General features: G+C 67.2%; 17 protein-coding genes and 1 pseudogene. 8 read left to right on the forward strand and 10 right to left on the reverse strand.

What is annotated here, in order from left to right; all coding sequences use genetic code 11:
* The first annotated feature begins 84 nt into the window (after nucleotides 1–84).
* From AC1DGI_RS10465 to AC1DGI_RS10475, 3 genes are read left to right on the forward strand one after another with little or no spacing between them, the layout of a single operon-like run.
* Entirely contained in the window at nucleotides 85–762 is a 678-nt protein-coding gene (locus tag AC1DGI_RS10465; RefSeq protein ID WP_476898746.1) for an MSMEG_4193 family putative phosphomutase, read from the forward strand.
* A 13-nt stretch (nucleotides 763–775) separates the two neighbouring features.
* The gene (locus tag AC1DGI_RS10470; protein ID WP_476898747.1) at nucleotides 776–1,477 is read left to right on the forward strand and encodes an SCO1664 family protein; all 702 of its coding nucleotides are present in this window, start codon (nucleotides 776–778) and stop codon (nucleotides 1,475–1,477) included.
* Between the two features lie 30 nt (nucleotides 1,478–1,507).
* Entirely contained in the window at nucleotides 1,508–2,131 is a 624-nt protein-coding gene (locus AC1DGI_RS10475; RefSeq protein ID WP_476898748.1) for a LysE family transporter, read from the forward strand.
* A 16-nt stretch (nucleotides 2,132–2,147) separates the two neighbouring features.
* On the opposite strand, the gene AC1DGI_RS10480 is transcribed toward AC1DGI_RS10475, so the two are convergent.
* From AC1DGI_RS10480 to AC1DGI_RS10505, 6 genes are all read right to left on the reverse strand, one after another.
* Nucleotides 2,148–3,719, reverse strand: a complete 1,572-nt coding sequence (locus AC1DGI_RS10480) for an acyl-CoA synthetase (RefSeq protein WP_476898749.1) — start codon at nucleotides 3,717–3,719, stop codon at nucleotides 2,148–2,150.
* Nucleotides 3,720–3,761: 42 nt separating this feature from the next.
* The gene (locus AC1DGI_RS10485; protein WP_476898750.1) at nucleotides 3,762–5,108 is read right to left on the reverse strand and encodes an MFS transporter; all 1,347 of its coding nucleotides are present in this window, start codon (nucleotides 5,106–5,108) and stop codon (nucleotides 3,762–3,764) included.
* Nucleotides 5,109–5,177: 69 nt separating this feature from the next.
* Nucleotides 5,178–5,633 (reverse strand): MaoC family dehydratase, encoded by a 456-nt coding sequence (locus AC1DGI_RS10490; RefSeq protein ID WP_441400315.1) that lies wholly within the window; start codon nucleotides 5,631–5,633, stop codon nucleotides 5,178–5,180.
* A gap of 72 nt (nucleotides 5,634–5,705) precedes the next feature.
* Nucleotides 5,706–6,929 carry an acyl-CoA dehydrogenase family protein gene (locus AC1DGI_RS10495; RefSeq protein WP_476898751.1) on the reverse strand — a complete coding sequence of 408 codons (1,224 nt, stop codon included), beginning with the start codon at nucleotides 6,927–6,929 and terminating at the stop codon, nucleotides 5,706–5,708.
* A gap of 1 nt (nucleotide 6,930) precedes the next feature.
* Nucleotides 6,931–7,824 (reverse strand): amidohydrolase family protein, encoded by an 894-nt coding sequence (locus AC1DGI_RS10500; RefSeq protein ID WP_476898752.1) that lies wholly within the window; start codon nucleotides 7,822–7,824, stop codon nucleotides 6,931–6,933.
* Between the two features lies 1 nt (nucleotide 7,825).
* The gene (locus AC1DGI_RS10505; RefSeq protein WP_476898753.1) at nucleotides 7,826–8,761 is read right to left on the reverse strand and encodes an SDR family oxidoreductase; all 936 of its coding nucleotides are present in this window, start codon (nucleotides 8,759–8,761) and stop codon (nucleotides 7,826–7,828) included.
* Nucleotides 8,762–8,884: 123 nt separating this feature from the next.
* Between AC1DGI_RS10505 and AC1DGI_RS10510 the strand changes: the two genes are divergently transcribed.
* From AC1DGI_RS10510 to pabB, 3 genes are all read left to right on the forward strand, one after another.
* Nucleotides 8,885–9,364: a MarR family winged helix-turn-helix transcriptional regulator gene (locus tag AC1DGI_RS10510; protein ID WP_476898754.1), complete on the forward strand. Its 480-nt coding sequence runs from the start codon at nucleotides 8,885–8,887 to the stop codon at nucleotides 9,362–9,364.
* 98 nt (nucleotides 9,365–9,462) lie between these two features.
* Entirely contained in the window at nucleotides 9,463–10,005 is a 543-nt protein-coding gene (locus tag AC1DGI_RS10515) for a low molecular weight protein-tyrosine-phosphatase (protein WP_441400325.1), read from the forward strand.
* Nucleotides 10,002–12,074: an aminodeoxychorismate synthase component I gene (gene pabB, locus AC1DGI_RS10520; protein WP_476898755.1), complete on the forward strand. Its 2,073-nt coding sequence runs from the start codon at nucleotides 10,002–10,004 to the stop codon at nucleotides 12,072–12,074. The genes AC1DGI_RS10515 and pabB overlap by 4 nt, the downstream gene beginning before the upstream one ends.
* Nucleotides 12,075–12,130: 56 nt before the next feature.
* Here pabB and AC1DGI_RS10525 read toward each other — a convergent pair whose 3' ends face one another.
* Entirely contained in the window at nucleotides 12,131–12,991 is an 861-nt protein-coding gene (locus AC1DGI_RS10525; RefSeq protein WP_441402267.1) for an SDR family oxidoreductase, read from the reverse strand.
* A 99-nt stretch (nucleotides 12,992–13,090) separates the two neighbouring features.
* Between AC1DGI_RS10525 and AC1DGI_RS10530 the strand changes: the two genes are divergently transcribed.
* Nucleotides 13,091–13,468, forward strand: a complete 378-nt coding sequence (locus AC1DGI_RS10530; RefSeq protein WP_476898756.1) for a winged helix-turn-helix transcriptional regulator — start codon at nucleotides 13,091–13,093, stop codon at nucleotides 13,466–13,468.
* 27 nt (nucleotides 13,469–13,495) lie between these two features.
* Here AC1DGI_RS10530 and cls read toward each other — a convergent pair whose 3' ends face one another.
* Nucleotides 13,496–14,971 carry a cardiolipin synthase gene (cls, locus tag AC1DGI_RS10535; RefSeq protein ID WP_476898757.1) on the reverse strand — a complete coding sequence of 492 codons (1,476 nt, stop codon included), beginning with the start codon at nucleotides 14,969–14,971 and terminating at the stop codon, nucleotides 13,496–13,498.
* Nucleotides 14,972–15,062: 91 nt separating this feature from the next.
* Between cls and AC1DGI_RS10540 the strand changes: the two genes are divergently transcribed.
* Nucleotides 15,063–16,028, forward strand: coding sequence for an aminodeoxychorismate lyase (locus AC1DGI_RS10540; RefSeq protein ID WP_441402264.1), 966 nt, complete (start codon nucleotides 15,063–15,065; stop codon nucleotides 16,026–16,028).
* A gap of 23 nt (nucleotides 16,029–16,051) precedes the next feature.
* On the opposite strand, the gene AC1DGI_RS10545 is transcribed toward AC1DGI_RS10540, so the two are convergent.
* Nucleotides 16,052–16,849: a creatininase gene (locus AC1DGI_RS10545; RefSeq protein ID WP_476898758.1), complete on the reverse strand. Its 798-nt coding sequence runs from the start codon at nucleotides 16,847–16,849 to the stop codon at nucleotides 16,052–16,054.
* A 74-nt stretch (nucleotides 16,850–16,923) separates the two neighbouring features.
* Nucleotides 16,924–17,072, reverse strand: a pseudogene (locus tag AC1DGI_RS10550) (creatininase); the annotation flags it as partial.

The raw sequence follows: 17,072 nt of genomic DNA on the forward strand, positions 1-17,072 counted from the left end.
TCTACGGTAGTCCTCGTACGGGCGCGGAATCGAGGGAATTGCGCGGAATTTTCCCCCGCTGGCGCCCAGGACGAAATACGCTGGATGCTGATGAATGCTTCAGCGCCGTCCGCTCCACCGGATGCTCCGTCGACGGCGGACACCACCCTCCTCCTCCTGGTCCGCCACGGGGAGACGCCGACGACGGGCACGGTGCTGCCGGGGCGGGCCCCGGGGCTGCACCTGTCCGACCGCGGCCGCGTCCAAGCCGAGCGCGTTGCGGATCGGCTCGCGGGCTTGTCCGTCAATGCGATCTATTCGTCACCGTTGGAGCGTGCCAGCGAGACGGCAGAGCCGGCGGCTGCCCGCACGGGACTGGCAGTGAACCGCGACGACGGCCTGCTTGAATGCGACTTTGGCGACTGGACCGGCGCCGCGATCGCCGATCTGGCGGCTTTACCGGAGTGGCAGACCGTGCAGCACAGCCCGTCAGAGTTCCGCTTCCCGAACGGCGAGAGCTTTCCGGAGATGCAGGCGCGGATCGTCGGAGCGCTGCAAGCACTGCGTACCGACCACGCCGGCAGCGTCGTGGTGTGCTTCTCCCACGCCGACCCCATCAAGGCCGCCGTCGCCCACGCCCTGGGCACGCCCCTGGACCTCTTCCAGCGGATCGTCATCAGCCCCGGCTCGGTGTCGGCCATCGCGTTCGTGGACGGCCAGGACCCCGCGGTGCTGATGGTGAATTCGACGTCGGAACCCCTCAGCGGGCTGAGGGCACAGTGAACGAGGGAATCCGGTGTCCGGCCAGGACCTGACGTTGCTCACCGAGGGGCGCGTCGAGCTGCTCGGACTCATCCCGCGCAGCAGCAACGAGACGTACCTTGTCCAGGTCTCCTGCCGGGACGCGGCCGCCTATGCGGTCTACAAACCGGAAGCCGGAGAAAGGCCGCTGTCCGATTTCGAGCCCGGGCTCTACCGGCGCGAACGTGCCGCCTACCTGCTCAGTGAGTCGCTGGGGTGGGGGCTTGTGCCGCCGACGGTGATCCGCGAGGAAGCACCCCTGGGCATCGGATCGTTGCAGTGGTTCATCGAGTGCGACTTCCAGGAGCACTACTTCACGCTGTACGAGGACTCCCCTGAAACCCACCAGGACCTGGCGCGGATCGCCTTGTTCGATTACGTCGCCAACAACACGGACCGCAAAAGCGGCCACGTGCTGCGCGGCGTCGACGGCCGGATCTGGGGCATCGACCACGGGCTGTGCTTCTCGGCAGCCTTCAAACTACGCACCGTAATCTGGGACTTCGCGGGCGACCCCATCCCGGACGCCCTGATTCGGGACATCGCTCCGCTCGCCGGGGCTGTGCCGCCCGACGTGGCCGCACTCCTCGACGACGACGAAGTCACCGCCCTGCAGCGCCGCGTCCAAAGGATGCTAATCGCAGGCGTGCTGCCGGTGGACCGCACCGGCATGCGCTACCCCTGGCCGTTGATCTGACCGACCCGCGCCGCGCCCTAAACTGGCACAGTGCAACCTTCCCTTTGGCTGGCCCTGGCCGGCGCCGGCGTCCTGATCAGCTTCACCCCCGGCGCTGGCGCCATCAACACCATGAGCAACTCGCTGAACTCCGGCTTCCAGCGCTCCATTTGGGGAATCCTTGGCCAGCAGGCCGCGTTGGTGGTGCACATCCTGATCGTCGCGCTCGGCGTCGGGGTGCTGGTGGCAAGTTCGCCGCTGGCCTTCAACGTCATCCGCTACGCCGGCGCCGCCTACCTCGTCTTCCTCGGCATCCAGCAGTTCCGGCACAAGCCGGACCTGGACCAGGAGAAAGCCGCGGCGCTGCGGAACGAACCGGCAGGCTCGATGTTCCGCCGCGGCCTGTGGGTCAACCTGCTCAACCCGAAGGCGATCGTCTTCTTCCTGGCCTTCATGCCGCAGTTCATCCGCCCGGAACAGCCGCTGGTGCCGCAGTACCTCGTGCTGTCCGCGACCGTGATCGTGATCGACATCCTGGTCATGTGGTTCTTTTTCGCGGCGGCGGCCACGACGTTCCAGCGTTTCACCCACGACGCCCGCGGCCAGCGGATCCTCAACCGGACCTTCGGCGTATTGTTCATGGCCGTCGGCACCCTGCTGGCCCTGATCCACTAGGTGTCTGGGCGACCCCTCAGACTGCCCCGGGCGCCAGCTTCCGCAGCTCGGCCTTGCGGATTTTGCCGCTCGCGGTCCGCGGCATCTCCGCCACGAAGACCACCGATTTGGGAATCTTGTAGCGTGCCAGCCTGCCCTGCAGGTGGGCCCGCAGCTGGTCCTCCGAAAGCTGGGCACCGTCCCGCAGCAGCACCACGGCGCGCGGCACCTCGCCCCACTTCTCGTCCGGCACGCCGATCACCGCCACGCTCCCGACGGCGTCGAGTTCGGCGATCGCCTGTTCCACCTCGGCCGGGTAGATGTTCTCGCCGCCGGAGATGATCATGTCCTTGAGCCTGTCAGCGATGAACACGAAGCCTTCTTCGTCGGTGTAGGCCAGGTCTCCGGACTTGAACCAGCCGCCCTCAGCGTAGGACGCCGCCGTGGCGTCCGGCCGCTCCCAGTATCCGTGGATGACATTGGGACCCTTGATTTGGATCTCCCCCACGGTTCCAGGCGCCGCAATTCCCGCTACTGGATCGGCGATCCGGATATCGGTGAAGAAGTGCGGGAGACCGGCGGATCCGGCCTTCTCCCGGGACCTCGCCGCGGGAAGGACCGTCGCGCCGGGGGCGGTTTCCGTCATGCCGTAGCCGTTGCCGATCTGGAGGTCCCGGGACTCGTAGGCGTCGAGCACGCGCATGGGGATAGCGGAACCCCCGCAGGTGAGCTTGTTCAACGAGCTGAGATCTGTCGTTGGCCAGGCGGGGTGTTCGCAGATGAGCTGATAGGTGGTCGGGACGCCGCTCATGGTCGTGACGCGGTATTGCTCGACGAGGGTCAGGACCCGGCCGGGATCAAACCGGGATTCAAGGATGACGGTGCCGCCCTTGAGAAGAGTGGGCAGAACACCCATGTCCAGTGACGCCACATGGAACATCGGTGAAATCATCAGCGCCACATCAACCGAGGAGAAGTCGAAGTCCACGATCACGTTGATGCAGTTCCAGATGATATTCCCGTGGGTCAGCAGTGCACCTTTGGGCCGTCCTGTGGTGCCAGAGGTGTAGAGGATCATGGCCCCGTCGTCCAGGGTTACCGGTTCATCCAGTGGCCGCTCGGCGCCGGAGGCCACCACGTCCTCAAAGCCCTCGACCGCCGTCGGCCCCTGGCCGCTGTCATCGCCCGCCGCTTCAGCGCTGCCGTCGCCTGAATCATCGACGACGACGAGCCGGGCCACCGCTGTCCCGACGGCACCGCGGTGGGCGAGGTCGCTCAGGGCCTGCGCATGAATCAGGGCCACGGCCCCGCTGTCCTGCAGCTGGAACTGGATCTCCGGGGGCGCCAGCCGGGTGTTAAGCGGCACGAAGATGGCGCCGAGAGCGCCGCAGGCAAAAAGCGTTTCGAGGAACGACGGGTGGTTCTCGCCGAGGTACGCCACCCGGTCCCCCTTCGCGACGCCGCGGTCCCGCAGGGCGTTGGCCAGCCGGAGGCTCCGGTCCGCGAACTGTGCGTAGCTGAGTTCCCGGCCTCCGCTGATGATGGCCGTCTTGGTGCCGGACTTCGGGCGGCGCCGTTGCAACCACGAGCCGATGCCAAAATTCTCCACGGCAATTCCTTTCCAGTTAGACGTTGAGGCTTGCGGGACCGCTTAGGACCGGACCGCTTCCAGATCGTTGTTCTTCGGCTCGCGGGTCAGCAGGATGAAGACGATCGAGACGACCGACATGATGGCGAGATACCACACCACGGATGAGGTGTTTTGCCCCGAGTCCTTGAAGATTTGCGCCACGATCCCCGGGGTGAAGCCTGCCCCGAGGAGGGTGGCGAGTTGGTAGCCCAGCGATGCCCCGGTATACCTCGAGGTGGTGCCGAACTGTTCCGAGACGAAGGCAGCGAGCGGGCCAAACAGCGTGGAGTGGATCATCAGGCCCACCGCGAAGGCGACAAAGATCAGGCCGATGTTGTTCGAGGACAAGAGCTGGAACATCGGGACCAGGTAGATGATGAAGAGGACCAGGCCGCCGATCATCACGGGCCGCCGGCCAAGCTTGTCGGAGAGCCGGCCGCCCATGACCACAAAGATGATAGAGACGAACGAAGCCGCCGCGAACGCGTAAAGCACGCCCTGCCGGTCGGCGCCCTTGGACACCGCATAGGTCACGGCGAAGGTGGCCAGCACCACCTGCAGCGCGAATCCGGCCGCGCCGGCCAGCATGGTGAAGACCAGGGTCTTCGGCCGGCGCAGGACCTGCAGCAGGGGCGCTTCACGTCGCACCGCGGTGCCTTGGCCGGCCTGTTCTGCCGCTTCCTTCTCCAGGGCCGCCTTGAAGATCGGGCTCTCGGAGACCTTGAGCCGGACAAACATGCCCACGGCCAGCAGGACGAAGGACAGCAGGAACGGCACGCGCCAGCCCCAGGCGAGGAACTGGGCGTTCGGCAGGGCGGAGAACGCGCCCATCACCAGGGTGCCGAGCACCGCGCCGCTGGGGGCCCCGGCGTTGACGAAGGACGCCGCGAAGCCGCGCTTGCCGGACTCCGAGTGTTCCAGGGCCATCAGGGCGGCCCCGCCCCATTCGCCGCCGACGGCGATGCCTTGGAGAACCCGGAGGATCACCAGCAGGACCGCACCCCAGGGACCGGCCACCGAAGCGTCCGGCACCACCCCGATCAGTGTGGAGGCGATGCCCATGACCAGCATCGAGACAATCAACATGCCCTTGCGGCCGAGTTTGTCGCCGAAGTGACCGAAGATGATGCCGCCCAGGGGCCGTGCAACGTAGCCGGCGGCAAAGGTGCCGTAAGCGGCCACGACGCCGACCCAGTCGTCCAGCCCGGTGAAAAAGACCTTGGGGAAGACGACAGCAGCAGCCGTCGCATAGAGCAGGAAGTCGTAGTACTCGATCGTGCTTCCGAGGTAGCTGGAGGCAATGACGGTCCGAGCCTCCCGGCGACGCGTGCCCGCGTCCAGGGACTGCAACTGCGAAATCTGGGACATCGTTGTTCCTTGCGGCAGTGGGGTTGGTGATTGGTTGAACGGTGGGGGTGAAACGTCCGGGCGAAACGGTTACTTGTAGAAGCGGGCCAGGAATTCGGCGACGACGGCGGGGCGTTCCTGGCCCTCGATCTCGATGGTGTTGGCGACCTTGATCTGGGCGCCGCCCTTGACCTCGGTGACCTCGGCGATGGTGGCGCGCATCCGGATCCGCGACCCCACCTTGACCGGGGAGGTGAAGCGGACCTTGTCCAGCCCGTAGTTCACCTTGGTGGTGACGCCGTCGACGTCGAACAGTTCGCCCCAGAACGGGATGATGAGCGAGAGGGTCAGGAAGCCGTGCGCGATCGGGGCGCCGAAGGGGCCGTCCTTGGCGCGTTCCGGGTCTACATGGATCCACTGGTCATCGCCGGTGGCGTCGGCGAATTTGTTGATCTGTTCCTGGCTGATTTCGCGGTATTCGGTGGCACCGAGGTCGGTGCCGGCAAGGGTGAGCAGTTTGTCGAAGTCGACGACGAGGTTGGGCATCTTTGGCTCCTGGTGATGGGGTTGGGTGGGTGAAGAACGACGGCGGACCCGGGCCGGCACCGTCTCAGGGTGCTAGCGGGTGAAGGCGCTTTCGCCGGTGAGGGCGCGGCCGATGATGAGGGCGTTGATCTCGTGGGTGCCCTCATAGGAGTAGACGGCCTCGGCGTCGGCATGGAACCGGGCGACGTCGGTCTCGAGGGTGATGCCGTTGCCGCCCACCACTTCGCGGGCCAGCGCCACCGTCTCGCGCATTAGGAGGGACGTCTGCATCTTGGCCAGGGCCGAATCCTGGTCCCGATAGATGCCCTTGGCCTGCTGTTCGGTCAGCCGGACCACCAGGGACAGGGCCGAGGTGACGTTGCCGAGCATCCGCGCGAGCTTCTCCTGGACAAGTTGGAAGGACCCCAGCTGCCGGCCGAACTGCTGCCGTTCGGTGACGTAGCGCAGCGCCGCTTCGAACGCGCCGGCGGACATGCCGGCCGCGATCCAAGCGACGTCGGAGCGCATGGCCCGCAGCATCGCGGCTACGTCCCGGAAGGAGTTGACGTTGTGCAGCCGCATCGATTCCGGGACGCGGACCCCGTCGAGCGTGATGTGGGCGTTCTGCATCATCCGCAGGGCGGTCTTGCCGTGGATCTTTGCCAGCGTCACCCCTGCGGCCTCGCGGTCCACCAGGAAGGCTTTGACCTGACCGTCGGCCTCGTCGCGGGCGAACACCGCCAGGACGTCGGCGGTGGCCGCTCCTCCGATCCAGCGCTTGGCGCCGTTGAGGACCCAGCTGTCGCCATCCCGGCGGGCGCTCGTGGAGAGTCCGCCGGCGATATCGGAGCCGGACTCCGGTTCGGTCAGCGAGAAGACGCCCTTGAGCGAGAAATCGAGAACCTTGGGCATCCACTCGGCCTGCTGTTCCGCGGAGGCGCCGACCCGGATGGCGGTCCGGAACAGCCCGGCCTGGGCCGTGTAGAAGGTGGCCAGTGAGGCGTCGGTCCGGGCAAGTTCGAAGATCCGGAAGCCCTGGTAGATCCCGCGGGCCGGCGTCGGTGCTGCGCCGGGGGCGCCGGTCAGCTCGGCCGGCTCCATCAGGTCCAGATCGATCAGCGGCCGGGCCAGCTGGTCCGGAAATTCACCGCGCTCCCAGTACTCGGCCAGCAACGGCCGGGCTTCTTCGTCCAGGAAGGTGCGCAGCCGGCCCAGGATCCGGCGTTCGGCGGGAGTGAGCAGGGATTCGGCGTCGTAGTAGTCGCAGACGCCGTAGAGCCTCTCCTGCGCGGCGGCGACGGCGGTGTCAAGGCTCATCTCAACCCTCCAAACCGAGCAGGCGGACGGCGTTGTGCTTGAGGATCTTGGGCCGCACCTCGTCCTTGAGCGGCAGGTCAGCGAAGGCACCCAGCCACTTCTGCGGGGTGATCAGCGGGAAATCGGTGCCGAACAGCACCTTGTCCTGCAGCACCGAGTTGGCCATCTTCACCAGCGACTCCGGGAAGTACTTCGGAGACCAGCCGGACAGGTCGATGAACACGTTGGACTTGTGCGTGGCGATCGAGTTGGCCTCGTCCTGCCACGGCACCGAGGGGTGGGCCATGATGATCTGCAGCTCGGGAAAGTCCGCGGCGACGGCGTCCAGCAGCAGCGGGTTGGAGTACGCCAGCTTGATGCCGAACCCGCCGGGCAGGCCGGCCCCCATGCCGTTTTGGCCGGTGTGGAAGATCGCCGGCAGCCCCAGTTCCTGAAGGGTCTCCCAGAGCGGATAGAACTGCTCGTTGGAGGGGTCGAAGCCCTGCAGGCTGGGGTGGAACTTGAAGCCGCGGGCGCCAAGGGCCTCGGCCTGGTGCACGGCACCGCGGATCGCCTCGGGCCCGGTGCGCGGGTCAACGCTGCCGAACGGGATCAGTACGTCGTTGTTCCGCGCCGCCCCGGCAATGAGCTCGGGGATGCTGTTGGGCTCGTGCTTGAGCTGGGTGCGCGCGTCCACGGTGAAGACGACGGCGGCCATGTTCAGTCCGCGGTAGATCTCCGCGATCCGGTCCAGCGACGGGCTCCGGTCCTCGGCCTTGAAGTACTTGGCCGAGGCCTCGGTCAGGACCGGCGGCAGGGACTCGTGGCCGTGGCCGTCCACCTCGAGGTGGACGTGCATGTCGATCGCATCGAGCTTTGCGGCGTCGATGCCGAGTTCGTAGCGGGTGGCGGTCATGTCAGCGGGCCTGCGCCGGTTCAGGCTTGAGCTCTTCCGGCAGCGGCAGGAACTCCTCGCCGACGCTTTGCAGCTTGTCGCCGAAGAGCGCCCCGAAGTTGTCCACGAGGTCCTGGTATCCCCAGCCGCCTTCGCGGTACTCGGTGGCGGCGGCCTCCGGGTGGGTCCAGAGCTGCAGCCGGTCGCCGCCGGCGCCGATTGCCTGGCCGGTGATTCCGGCGGCGGCGTCGGAGGCGAGGAAGGCCACCAGCCCGGCGACGTCGTCGGCGGTGCCGAAGCCGAGGTCGTGGCGGAAGAACGCCGGCATGGTCTCGCCGCGTTCGTCGGCTTCGACGGCCTTCTGGAAGTACGGGACGGTCTTGGTCATGGCGGTGGCCGCCACCGGGATGACGGCGTTGGCGGTGACGCCCGCCTTCTTCATCTCCATCGCCCAGGTACGGACCATGCCCACGATTCCGGCCTTCGCCGCGGCGTAGTTGGTCTGGCCGAAGTTGCCGCGCTGGCCGGTCGGCGAGCCGATGGTGATGATGCGGCCGGGGATGCCGTTCTCCTTGAAGTAGCCAAACGCCTCCCGGGCGCAGGTAAAGGTGCCTTTGAGGTGCACGTTGATCACGGCGTCGAAGTCGTCATCCGTCATCTTGAGCAGGCTCTTGTCCCGCAGGATCCCGGCGTTGGTGACCAAAATATCCAGCCGGCCGAACTCGCTGACGGCTGCCTGGACAAGCTGGCTGGCCACCTCGGAGCTGCCCACCGGCGCCACCACGGCGGCGGCACGGCCGCCGTCGGACTGTATGGTCCGGACCGCCTCGTCGGCAACCGCTGCGTCAACGTCGTTCACCACGACGGCGGCGCCCTGCCGGGCCAGTTCCCGGGCGTAAGCCAGGCCGAGGCCCCGTCCGCTTCCGGTGACGATTGCTACTTTTCCTGCGAGGCTCATCGCTGCTCCCTTGCTAGCTGACGTGTACATCCTGCGCTTCGGCGTGGGATGCTGTTCTACATCCATGAAAGTATGGATGATTGAAAATGTCAATGATTTATTTTTTGGACTATTGGAGTGGGCATGGCGACGGATGTAGACGAACAGCCGGGCATCCGGCCGGCGGACAAGCTGATGTCCGCCTCGATCAGTCGCGACGCGGGCTTCCTGCTGGCCAAACTGCACGCCGCGGGGTCTGTCCTCAACAACCGTGCACTCGCTCAGTTCGGACTCAAGGAGCGCTCCTATTCCGTGTTGGCGCTGGCCACCAGCGAGCTGGAGCCCACGCAGCGTGAAATGGCGGAGTTCCTCAGCCTGGACCCCAGCCAGATCGTAGCCCTCATCGACGAGCTGGAGCAGCGTGGCCTGGTAATCCGCGCGCCTGGAAGACTGGACCGCCGGGCCAAGATCGTCTCCGCCACCGAGGATGGATCGTCCGTCTTCCGGCAGGCCGAGGCCGCCGCGCGGGCGGCGGAATCCACCGCCCTCGCCGGCCTCACCGACGCCGAAGCCGGCGAGCTGAAGGGACTGCTCCGGAAGGCACTCTGGAGCCGGACCGCCTGAGTGCCGGGAACCGGTTTCGGGTCCGGTCCCGGGGCGCAGGCGACCGCGGCGAGGCCGACCGAATAGCCAGGCGGCAGCCGTATCCGTCATGCTGGATCATGACGTCAATCGCGGGCCAATACCGGATCATCACGGTCTGCACCGGAAATATTTGCCGATCCCCGATGGCCGAACTGATGCTCGCCGAGGCCGCGGCCGCGGAGCAGCTCACCGGCGTCGAGGTCGATTCAGCCGGAATCACCGCCTACGAGGCGGGCCGCCCAATCGATCCCCGGGCCGGCCGCACCCTGGCCGCCCACAACATCTCCTCCCGGCTGCACATCGCGCGCGAGTGGCGCCCCGAATGGTTCCAGTCGCGCGAGCTGATCCTTGCCCTGGACGTTGACCACTACGGCTGGCTGCGGCAGGCCGCTCCGGACCGGGCCTCGGTGGCGAAGATCCGAATGCTGCGCAGCTTCGACCCCGCAGTGGAGGGCGCGGACCCGCTGGACCAAGGCATCGAGGACCCCTGGTACGGCGGCCACGCCGACTTCGACGCGACCTGGGAGCTGATCCAGGCGGCGGTTCCGGGCATCCTGGCGCACGTCCGCGCCGCGCAGCATCGGGACTCGGCGGGGCACCCGGTACGCTCTAATTCATGAGCCACATACCCGTCATCATCGCCATCGACGGGCGCTCCGGCGCAGGCAAGACCACCCTGGCCATCGAGCTCGCGGCCCGGCTCCGCGAACACCACAGTGTCTCGCTGTTCCATCTTGAGGACATCTACCCCGGCTGGAACGGCCTGGCCGCGGGCATCGAACGCTATGTTGCCACCGTGCTTGACCCGTTGCGCCGCGGCGAGGCCGCCCGCTGGGTCAGCTGGGACTGGGAGCGGCACTACGACGGCGCCGCCCGCCTCACCCAGCCGGCCGAAATTGTCCTGGTCGAGGGCGTGGGTGCAGCCGCCGCGGCCGCCGCGCCCTTCCTGGACGCCGTAATCTGGGCCGACTCCCCCGATCTGGACCGCCGGATCCGGGCCCTGGCCCGTGACGGAGACAGCTATGAGCCCTACTGGGAGCAATGGGCGGACCAGGAAGAGGCCTGGCTGGCCGGCGACGACGTGCCCTCCCGGGCCACCCTGCGGGTGCTCAACCTCGCCGACGGCACTGCCCCGGGGCAGGTCCTGCAGGCGCTCCAGTACCTGCCGGCCATGGCTCCGGTGCTGCTCCCCGAGCTTTCGGCACGCCGCGGGTTGCAACTGAAGACCGAGCGGCTCGACGGCGCACCGGATCCCGCGCGGCTCTTCGAAGCCCTTTACGGCGGCTCGCCGAACGCGGTGTGGCTTGACTCCTCCCTGGCCGGGGGTGCGGCGCCGGCCGGCGCAGGTCCCGGCGGCGCCGCCGCCGAACGCGGCCGGTTCAGCATCCTGGCGGACGACGGCGGCAATTACGGGCAGTCCATGCGGCACCGGTCCGGCCAGACCCGGGTAAGCATCGGCAACGCCGCCGTGCAGATCGAGGGCGGGTTCTTCCGCTGGCTCGACGGGGCCTGGGGCCGGCCAGACCTGCGTGCCCCCGAAGGCTACCCCTGCGAGTTCACCCTCGGCTGGCTCGGTTACCTCGGCTACGAACTCAAGCGCGAGACCGGCGGCAGCGACGTCGAGTCGCCCACTCCGGATGCCTGCCTGATCTTCGCCGGCCGCGCGGTGGTCCTGGACCACCGGGAACGCACGGTCTGGCTGCTGGCGCTGGACACTCCGGAGGCCGGAGCCTGGCTGGCGACCGCCCGGTCCGCCGTTGCGGCGGCCGCAGTGAGCGGCAGCAGCGGGGGGACCGGCGTCGGACTCTCCGCGGCGGTCGGCACCGCGCAGGAGTTCGCGGCGCGGGACACCGAGGCTGCCTACAAGGCCAAGATCGGCGCGGCTCAGCACGAAATCACCGAGGGCAACAGCTACGAGGTCTGCCTGACGACGGCGTTGACGGCTACAGCGGCGGCCGGGGAGCTCGACCCATGGCAGGCGTACCTGGCGTTGCGGCGCAGCAATCCGGCACCGTTCGCAAGCTTCCTGCGCCTGGCGGAGGTCACCGTGGCCAGCACCTCGCCGGAGCGCTTCCTGCGGATCGCAGCCGACGGTGCAATGCGGGCCGAGCCGATCAAAGGCACCCGGCGGCGGGACGCCGACGCCGGCCGGGACGAACTGCTGCGCCGCGAGCTCGAATCCTCCCCCAAGGACCGGGCCGAGAACATCATGATCGTGGACCTGCTGCGCAACGACCTCAGCCACTTCGCGGTGCCCGGTTCCGTCTCGGTCAACCGGCTGTGCTCGATCGAAAGCTATGCCACAGTCCACCAGATGGTCAGCACCATCGACGCACAACTCCGGCCCGGAATGCCCCGGGCCGAGGCAGTGGCGGCCTGCTTCCCGGCGGGCTCCATGACAGGCGCCCCCAAGGTCAGCACCATGGCCATCCTGGACCGTCTCGAGGCCGCACCGCGCGGCGTCTACTCCGGGGCTATCGGCTATTTCTCGCTCAACGGCGCCACCGACCTCGCGGTGGCCATCCGCACCTTGGTGGTGGCGGCCGGCACGGACGGGGGCGCTACCCTGAGCCTGGGCATCGGCGGCGCCATCACCGCGGACTCCTCGCCGCAGGAGGAGTACGAGGAGATCCGGACCAAGGCCTTCGGCGTGCTCTCCGCCCTTGGCACCGGCTTCCCGCAAGGCTAGGGGCCACTAAGACCGGTCCGCTCACGGTGTCCGCGGGCGGTCAAAGCAAACAGGAGCTAGGCCGACGCCGCCGAACGCACCGCTTCGGCCATCGTGGTCGTCGGGCGTCCGATCAGCTTGCTCAGGTCTCCAGTCGTGACCAGAAGATCACCGCGGGCGATCCCCAAATCAGAATCCGCGAGGATTTCTGCGAACGCTTCCGGCACACCCACCCCAGTCAGCATGCCAGCGTATTCCTGGGCCGGGAGGTCCTGGTAGGTAATTGCCCTTCCCGCTACCGAGCTGAACTCGGCGGCAAGCTCGGTCATGGTGAACGCCTCGTCGCCGCCCAGTTCGTAGATCGCACCGGCCTGATCGTCGGCAACAAGCACCGCCGCGGCGGCCTGTGCGTAGTCGGCGCGGGAGGCTGCACTGATTCTGCCATCGCCAGCGCTTCCGGCGACCGCACCCTGTGCCAACGCTCCCGGGAGCTGGTCGGTGTAGTTCTCCAGGTACCAGCCGTTGCGCAGGAGAGCGAAGGGAACCCCGGCTTCCCGGAGGAGTGCCTCGGTGGCCTGGTGCTCTGCCGCGAGCTTCATTTCGGAGGTGTCCGCATTCGCGATGCTCGTATACGCGATGAGGTCCACGCCTTCAGCCCTGGCGGCCTCGATCACGGTCCGGTGCTGCGGCACCCGCTCCCCAACGGCGCTGCCGGAAATCAGGAGGACTTTGCGGGCACCCCTGAGGGCCGCCGCCACGGAGTCCGGGTCCGAATAATCCATCGCCGTCACCTGCACACCCCGGGCGGCGAGATCTGCCAGTTTTTCGATGGAGCGGCCGGCGGCCACAATCTCCCCCGCCGGGACCTCGCGTTCCAGCAATGCTTCAACAACGTGGCGGCCAAGCTGGCCGGTTGCGCCTGTAACGACGATGCTCATGATTTCCTCTCAGGATTTGTACTCGGTCACCGGTCACAACCAGCGCCTCGGCCGATTACTTCCCAAAAGTTAGTACGCACTTTCAGGTAAGGTACAGGCATGAAGGAAAGTAGCAACACCACAAGTCTTCGTGCGAGCTTTCCTGACGGCGTGTTCCCGGCAGGATGCCCCAGCCGGACGGTGTTGGACCACGTCACCAGTAAGTGGGGAGTACTCATTCTGGTAGCCCTGTCCGAAGGCGAGCAGCGCTGGAGCGAACTTCGCCGCAGGGCCGACGGCATCAGTGAAAAAATGCTGGCCCAGACCCTAAAGACCCTGGAGCGTGACGGGCTGGTCAATCGAAAGGCACAGGCGGTCATTCCCCCGAGAGTGGACTACAGCCTGACCGACCGCGGCTATGTGCTGAGCGCATTGCTGGTTCCGCTGGTCGCCTGGGCTTTCGACAACGCCGATGACATCCTCCACGGCCAGCGCTGATGGTTCCCCGAGGGCTTTCCTGCCGGGCTACTGCAGGGTTGCGGTCAGACGGGCGACGTTATCCACGTATTTGACCCGCATGGGCCGCTTTAACCAGTCTTCGAGCTTGAGCTCGTGCGAAATGCCGCGGTAGGTGTCCTCCACGGCGCGGATCCTCTGCACGATGTCCTCGCCGAGTAGCATGACCGAGACCTCGAGGTTCAGCGAGAACGAGCGCATGTCCATGTTGCTTGAACCAAGAACGGCGACCTCGTCATCGACGGTGAAGTGCTTGGCGTGCAGCACGAACGGGGCTTTGTAGAGGTGGATGCGAACCCCGGCTTCCAGCAGCGCCTCGTAGTAGGACTGCTGGGCATGGTGAACCAGGAACTGGTCGCCTTTTTCCGAGACGAAGAGTTCGACGTCGACGCCGCGCTGGGCCGCGGTGGTCACTGCGTAGAGCAGCGAGTCGTCCGGGACGAAGTAGGGGCTGCAGATCGAGAGCTTGTGCTGCGCCGAGTAAATCAGCGTGTTGAACAGGCGCAGGTTGTTCTCGGTGATGAAGCCGGGACCGCTGGGCACCACCTGGGCGGTGACGTGGCCGGGCACAGGCGCGGGCTGGTGCGCCAACTGGTGCTCCAGCGACTCGTCGGTCTCGCTGAGCCAGTCGGTGGCGAACACGACGTTCAGCGTGGTGACGATCGGGCCGCGCATGCAGGCCATGAGTTCGACCCACTCCCGGCCAATCTTGCGGTGCCGGGGGTTGTTATAGGACGGTTCGATCAGGTTCTGCGAGCCTGTGAAGGCGACCTCACCGTCGATCACCATGATCTTCCGGTGATTGCGCAGGTCGGGCCGGCGCCACTGGCCGTGCACGGGCCGCAGCGGCAGCATCGGGCGCCAGCAGATCTTACTGGCCCTGAGCCGCGCGATCAGTTTGCGGTATCCCTTGATCCGCAGCGTGCCGAGGTGGTCGAAGAGGATCCGGACCTCGACGCCGCGTTCGGCGGCGTCTTCGAGGGCAGTCAGCAGCTCGTCCGTGATGTGGTCCGAGCTCATGATATAAAACTCGGCGTTGATGAAGGACGTGGCCTCCCGGGCTGCCGCGGCCATCGCCTTGATGGAGTCCGGGTAGCCCGGCAGCAGCTGCACGCTGTTGCCGTCCACCATGGGCAGCGAGCCCAGGGTCTTGTTGAGTTCCGCGGCGGAGGCTACCCACTCTGGTCCGGCATACTGGCTTTCGACGGCGGCCAATGCGGATGTCCCGGCCCGAACCCGAGTGTTCACCGCTTCCTGTTGCGCTCGGCGCCGGCGGGACAGCCGGAAGTTACCGAACAGCAGGAACAGTATGACGCCAAGCGCCGGCACGAAAAAGATGCCCAGCAGCCAGGCCATGGCAGTGGTGGGACGTCGATTGCCGGGGATGATGCCGAGGGCCAGGACTCGGATGGCGAAGTCGATGAAGCCCAAAATCAGGACGCCCCAAGGCGGGAGCGTCCCCACTAGCGAAAATGGCCACAGCACAGGCGAATCCTCCGGGTTCCAGACCCGCGGAACAGTTCCGGAACGGGCAACCCGCAAATCCTATCCCGGCGCGCCGCACTAAGCTGAAGGCATGACTACCCCTGCCTCTGTTCCGGCCCCCGCCACGGTACTGGTGTTCCTCGATCCCGCATTTGAGGACGGCCGCATCGCCGACGCTTCCAAGCCCCAACTGATGGCCACGGACCAGGGTGCGACCCGCGGCGACGGCGTTTTTGAGTCGTTGCTCGCGGTGGGCGGAACACCGCGCAAGCTGGCGGCCCACCTGAGCCGGCTGGCCGGCTCAGCCCGCGCCCTGGAGCTGGACATCCCGGCCGAGGGCGCCTGGCGGCGCGCCATCGGGACCGCCATCAGCGAGTTCCGCGGGCAGGCCCGCCCGGACGGCGGCGACTCCGACGGTTCGGACGAGGTGGTGGTGAAGCTGCTCGCCACCCGTGGCGTCGAGGGCGCCGGTACACCGAGCTGCTGGGTACAGGCCTCCCCGCCGCCCGCCGCCGGCCGCCGGCAGCGCGAGACCGGCGTCGACGTTATCCTGTTGGACCGCGGTTACGACAGCGAGGCGGGCGAACGCGCTCCATGGCTGCTGCTCGGCGCCAAGACGCTGTCCTACGCGGTCAACATGGCGGCGCTGCGGTACGCCCACCACCAGGGCGCCGACGACGTCATCTTCACCTCCGCCGACGGCCGGGTCCTGGAGGGCCCGACGTCGACCGTGCTGCTGGCGCACCTGGACAGCACCGACGACGGCGCCGGTGGGACCCGCACCGTGCGCCGGCTGATCACGCCGCAGCTGGACAGCGGGATCCTGCCCGGCACCTCGCAGGGCGCGCTGTTCACCGCTGCCAAGGCGGCCGGCTGGGAGTTGGGCTACGGGCCGCTGGTACCCGCCGACCTGTACGACGCCGACGCCGTCTGGCTCATCTCGAGCATCCGGCTGCTCGCCCCGGTGAACCACGTCGACGGCAAGGAGATCGGCACCCCCGAACTGCGCCGGCAGCTCACCGCAGAACTCAACGAACTGTTCGCCACAGTCGAGTAGCCACGGTCGGGCAAAACAGTCTGCTAGACCGAAACGGCCGCGGCTTCGCGGATCAACTCGGCGGAGAGGTCGGCGGTCAGGTCATCGACGACCTGACCGTACAGCAGGGCGCCCTTGGCGGCGCTGGACCCGGCGGCGGAGGAGAGGCAACCGGTGGCCGGCGTCCGTTCCGGCACCACGGGTAGCCGGTCAAAGCGCGGCAGGACGGCGGCAGGACCGTCGACCAGGCGGTCCAACGCGACCCTGGCCGGTTCGAGGTGCAGCATGAGCGAGGTTTCCAGGACCCCGCCGTGCTCGATGTCCCAGCCCGGGAAGCCATCCGGGTAGACCCGGCCCAGCGTGTCCGGGCTGACGAAGTCCCAGTACGAGAGCAGCAGCACGCTCTGCTCCGCGCCCGGGCCGATCCTCAAGTCTTCCAGGGCCAGGTCGATTCCCTCGTACAGGAACTGGTAGTTCTCGAAGTGGCCGTTGACGAAGACCACGTGCCGGACGCCCTGGTTGAGGAAGGACTTGGCCAAGTTGCGCGCCACCTTGATGAGGGTTTCGCCGTCCAGGCTGGTGGTGCCGGAGAGGTGGTTGCCGCCGCCGGACTTTTGCTGCGACTTGTACCCGTAGGAAATGGGCTGCGCCACCAGGGCACCCAGCCGCCGGGCAACGCCCTCCGCGAAGCGCGAGGACAGAATCGTGTCCGTTCCGAGCGGCAGGTGCGGCCCGTGCTGCTCCAGGGACCCGACGGGGATGAGGACGATCGCCTCCCCGGTTGCCAGGGCCTCCCGGTAGGCAAAGGCATCCAGGTCTTCCAGAAATACTGACTTGTCCATGCTGGTGGTGCTCCTCATGAAATACGGGGGTGAAAAGTGGCGGCGGCCAGGGGCCGCCGCCACCAAGGTGTGTGTCAGGCGCTGATGATGTTGTGTTCCGGGCCGAACGGGAACTTCGTGATGTTCTCCGCGCCGTCTTCGCCGACCACCAGGATGTCGTGCTCACGGTAGCCGCCGGCGCCGGGCTGGCCGTCCAGGACGGTGATCATGGGTTCCATCGAGA

Source organism: Arthrobacter sp. 05N428_2 (genome assembly GCF_056397065.1).

Bases quoted from the DNA above. Each gene is read 5' to 3' on its own strand.
- AC1DGI_RS10500 (WP_476898752.1), bottom strand. From the start codon at position 7,824: ATGACCGCCACCCGCTACGAACTCGGCATCGACGCCGCAAAGCTCGAT.
- AC1DGI_RS10490 (WP_441400315.1), bottom strand. From the start codon at position 5,633: ATGCCCAACCTCGTCGTCGACTTCGACAAACTGCTCACCCTTGCCGGC.
- AC1DGI_RS10495 (WP_476898751.1), bottom strand. From the start codon at position 6,929: ATGAGCCTTGACACCGCCGTCGCCGCCGCGCAGGAGAGGCTCTACGGC.
- AC1DGI_RS10545 (WP_476898758.1), bottom strand. From the start codon at position 16,849: ATGGACAAGTCAGTATTTCTGGAAGACCTGGATGCCTTTGCCTACCGG.
- AC1DGI_RS10530 (WP_476898756.1), top strand. From the start codon at position 13,091: ATGAAGGAAAGTAGCAACACCACAAGTCTTCGTGCGAGCTTTCCTGAC.
- AC1DGI_RS10465 (WP_476898746.1), top strand. From the start codon at position 85: ATGCTGATGAATGCTTCAGCGCCGTCCGCTCCACCGGATGCTCCGTCG.
- AC1DGI_RS10515 (WP_441400325.1), top strand. From the start codon at position 9,463: ATGACGTCAATCGCGGGCCAATACCGGATCATCACGGTCTGCACCGGA.
- AC1DGI_RS10525 (WP_441402267.1), bottom strand. From the start codon at position 12,991: ATGAGCATCGTCGTTACAGGCGCAACCGGCCAGCTTGGCCGCCACGTT.
- AC1DGI_RS10540 (WP_441402264.1), top strand. From the start codon at position 15,063: ATGACTACCCCTGCCTCTGTTCCGGCCCCCGCCACGGTACTGGTGTTC.
- AC1DGI_RS10505 (WP_476898753.1), bottom strand. From the start codon at position 8,761: ATGAGCCTCGCAGGAAAAGTAGCAATCGTCACCGGAAGCGGACGGGGC.
- AC1DGI_RS10510 (WP_476898754.1), top strand. From the start codon at position 8,885: ATGGCGACGGATGTAGACGAACAGCCGGGCATCCGGCCGGCGGACAAG.
- AC1DGI_RS10485 (WP_476898750.1), bottom strand. From the start codon at position 5,108: ATGTCCCAGATTTCGCAGTTGCAGTCCCTGGACGCGGGCACGCGTCGC.
- pabB (WP_476898755.1), top strand. From the start codon at position 10,002: ATGAGCCACATACCCGTCATCATCGCCATCGACGGGCGCTCCGGCGCA.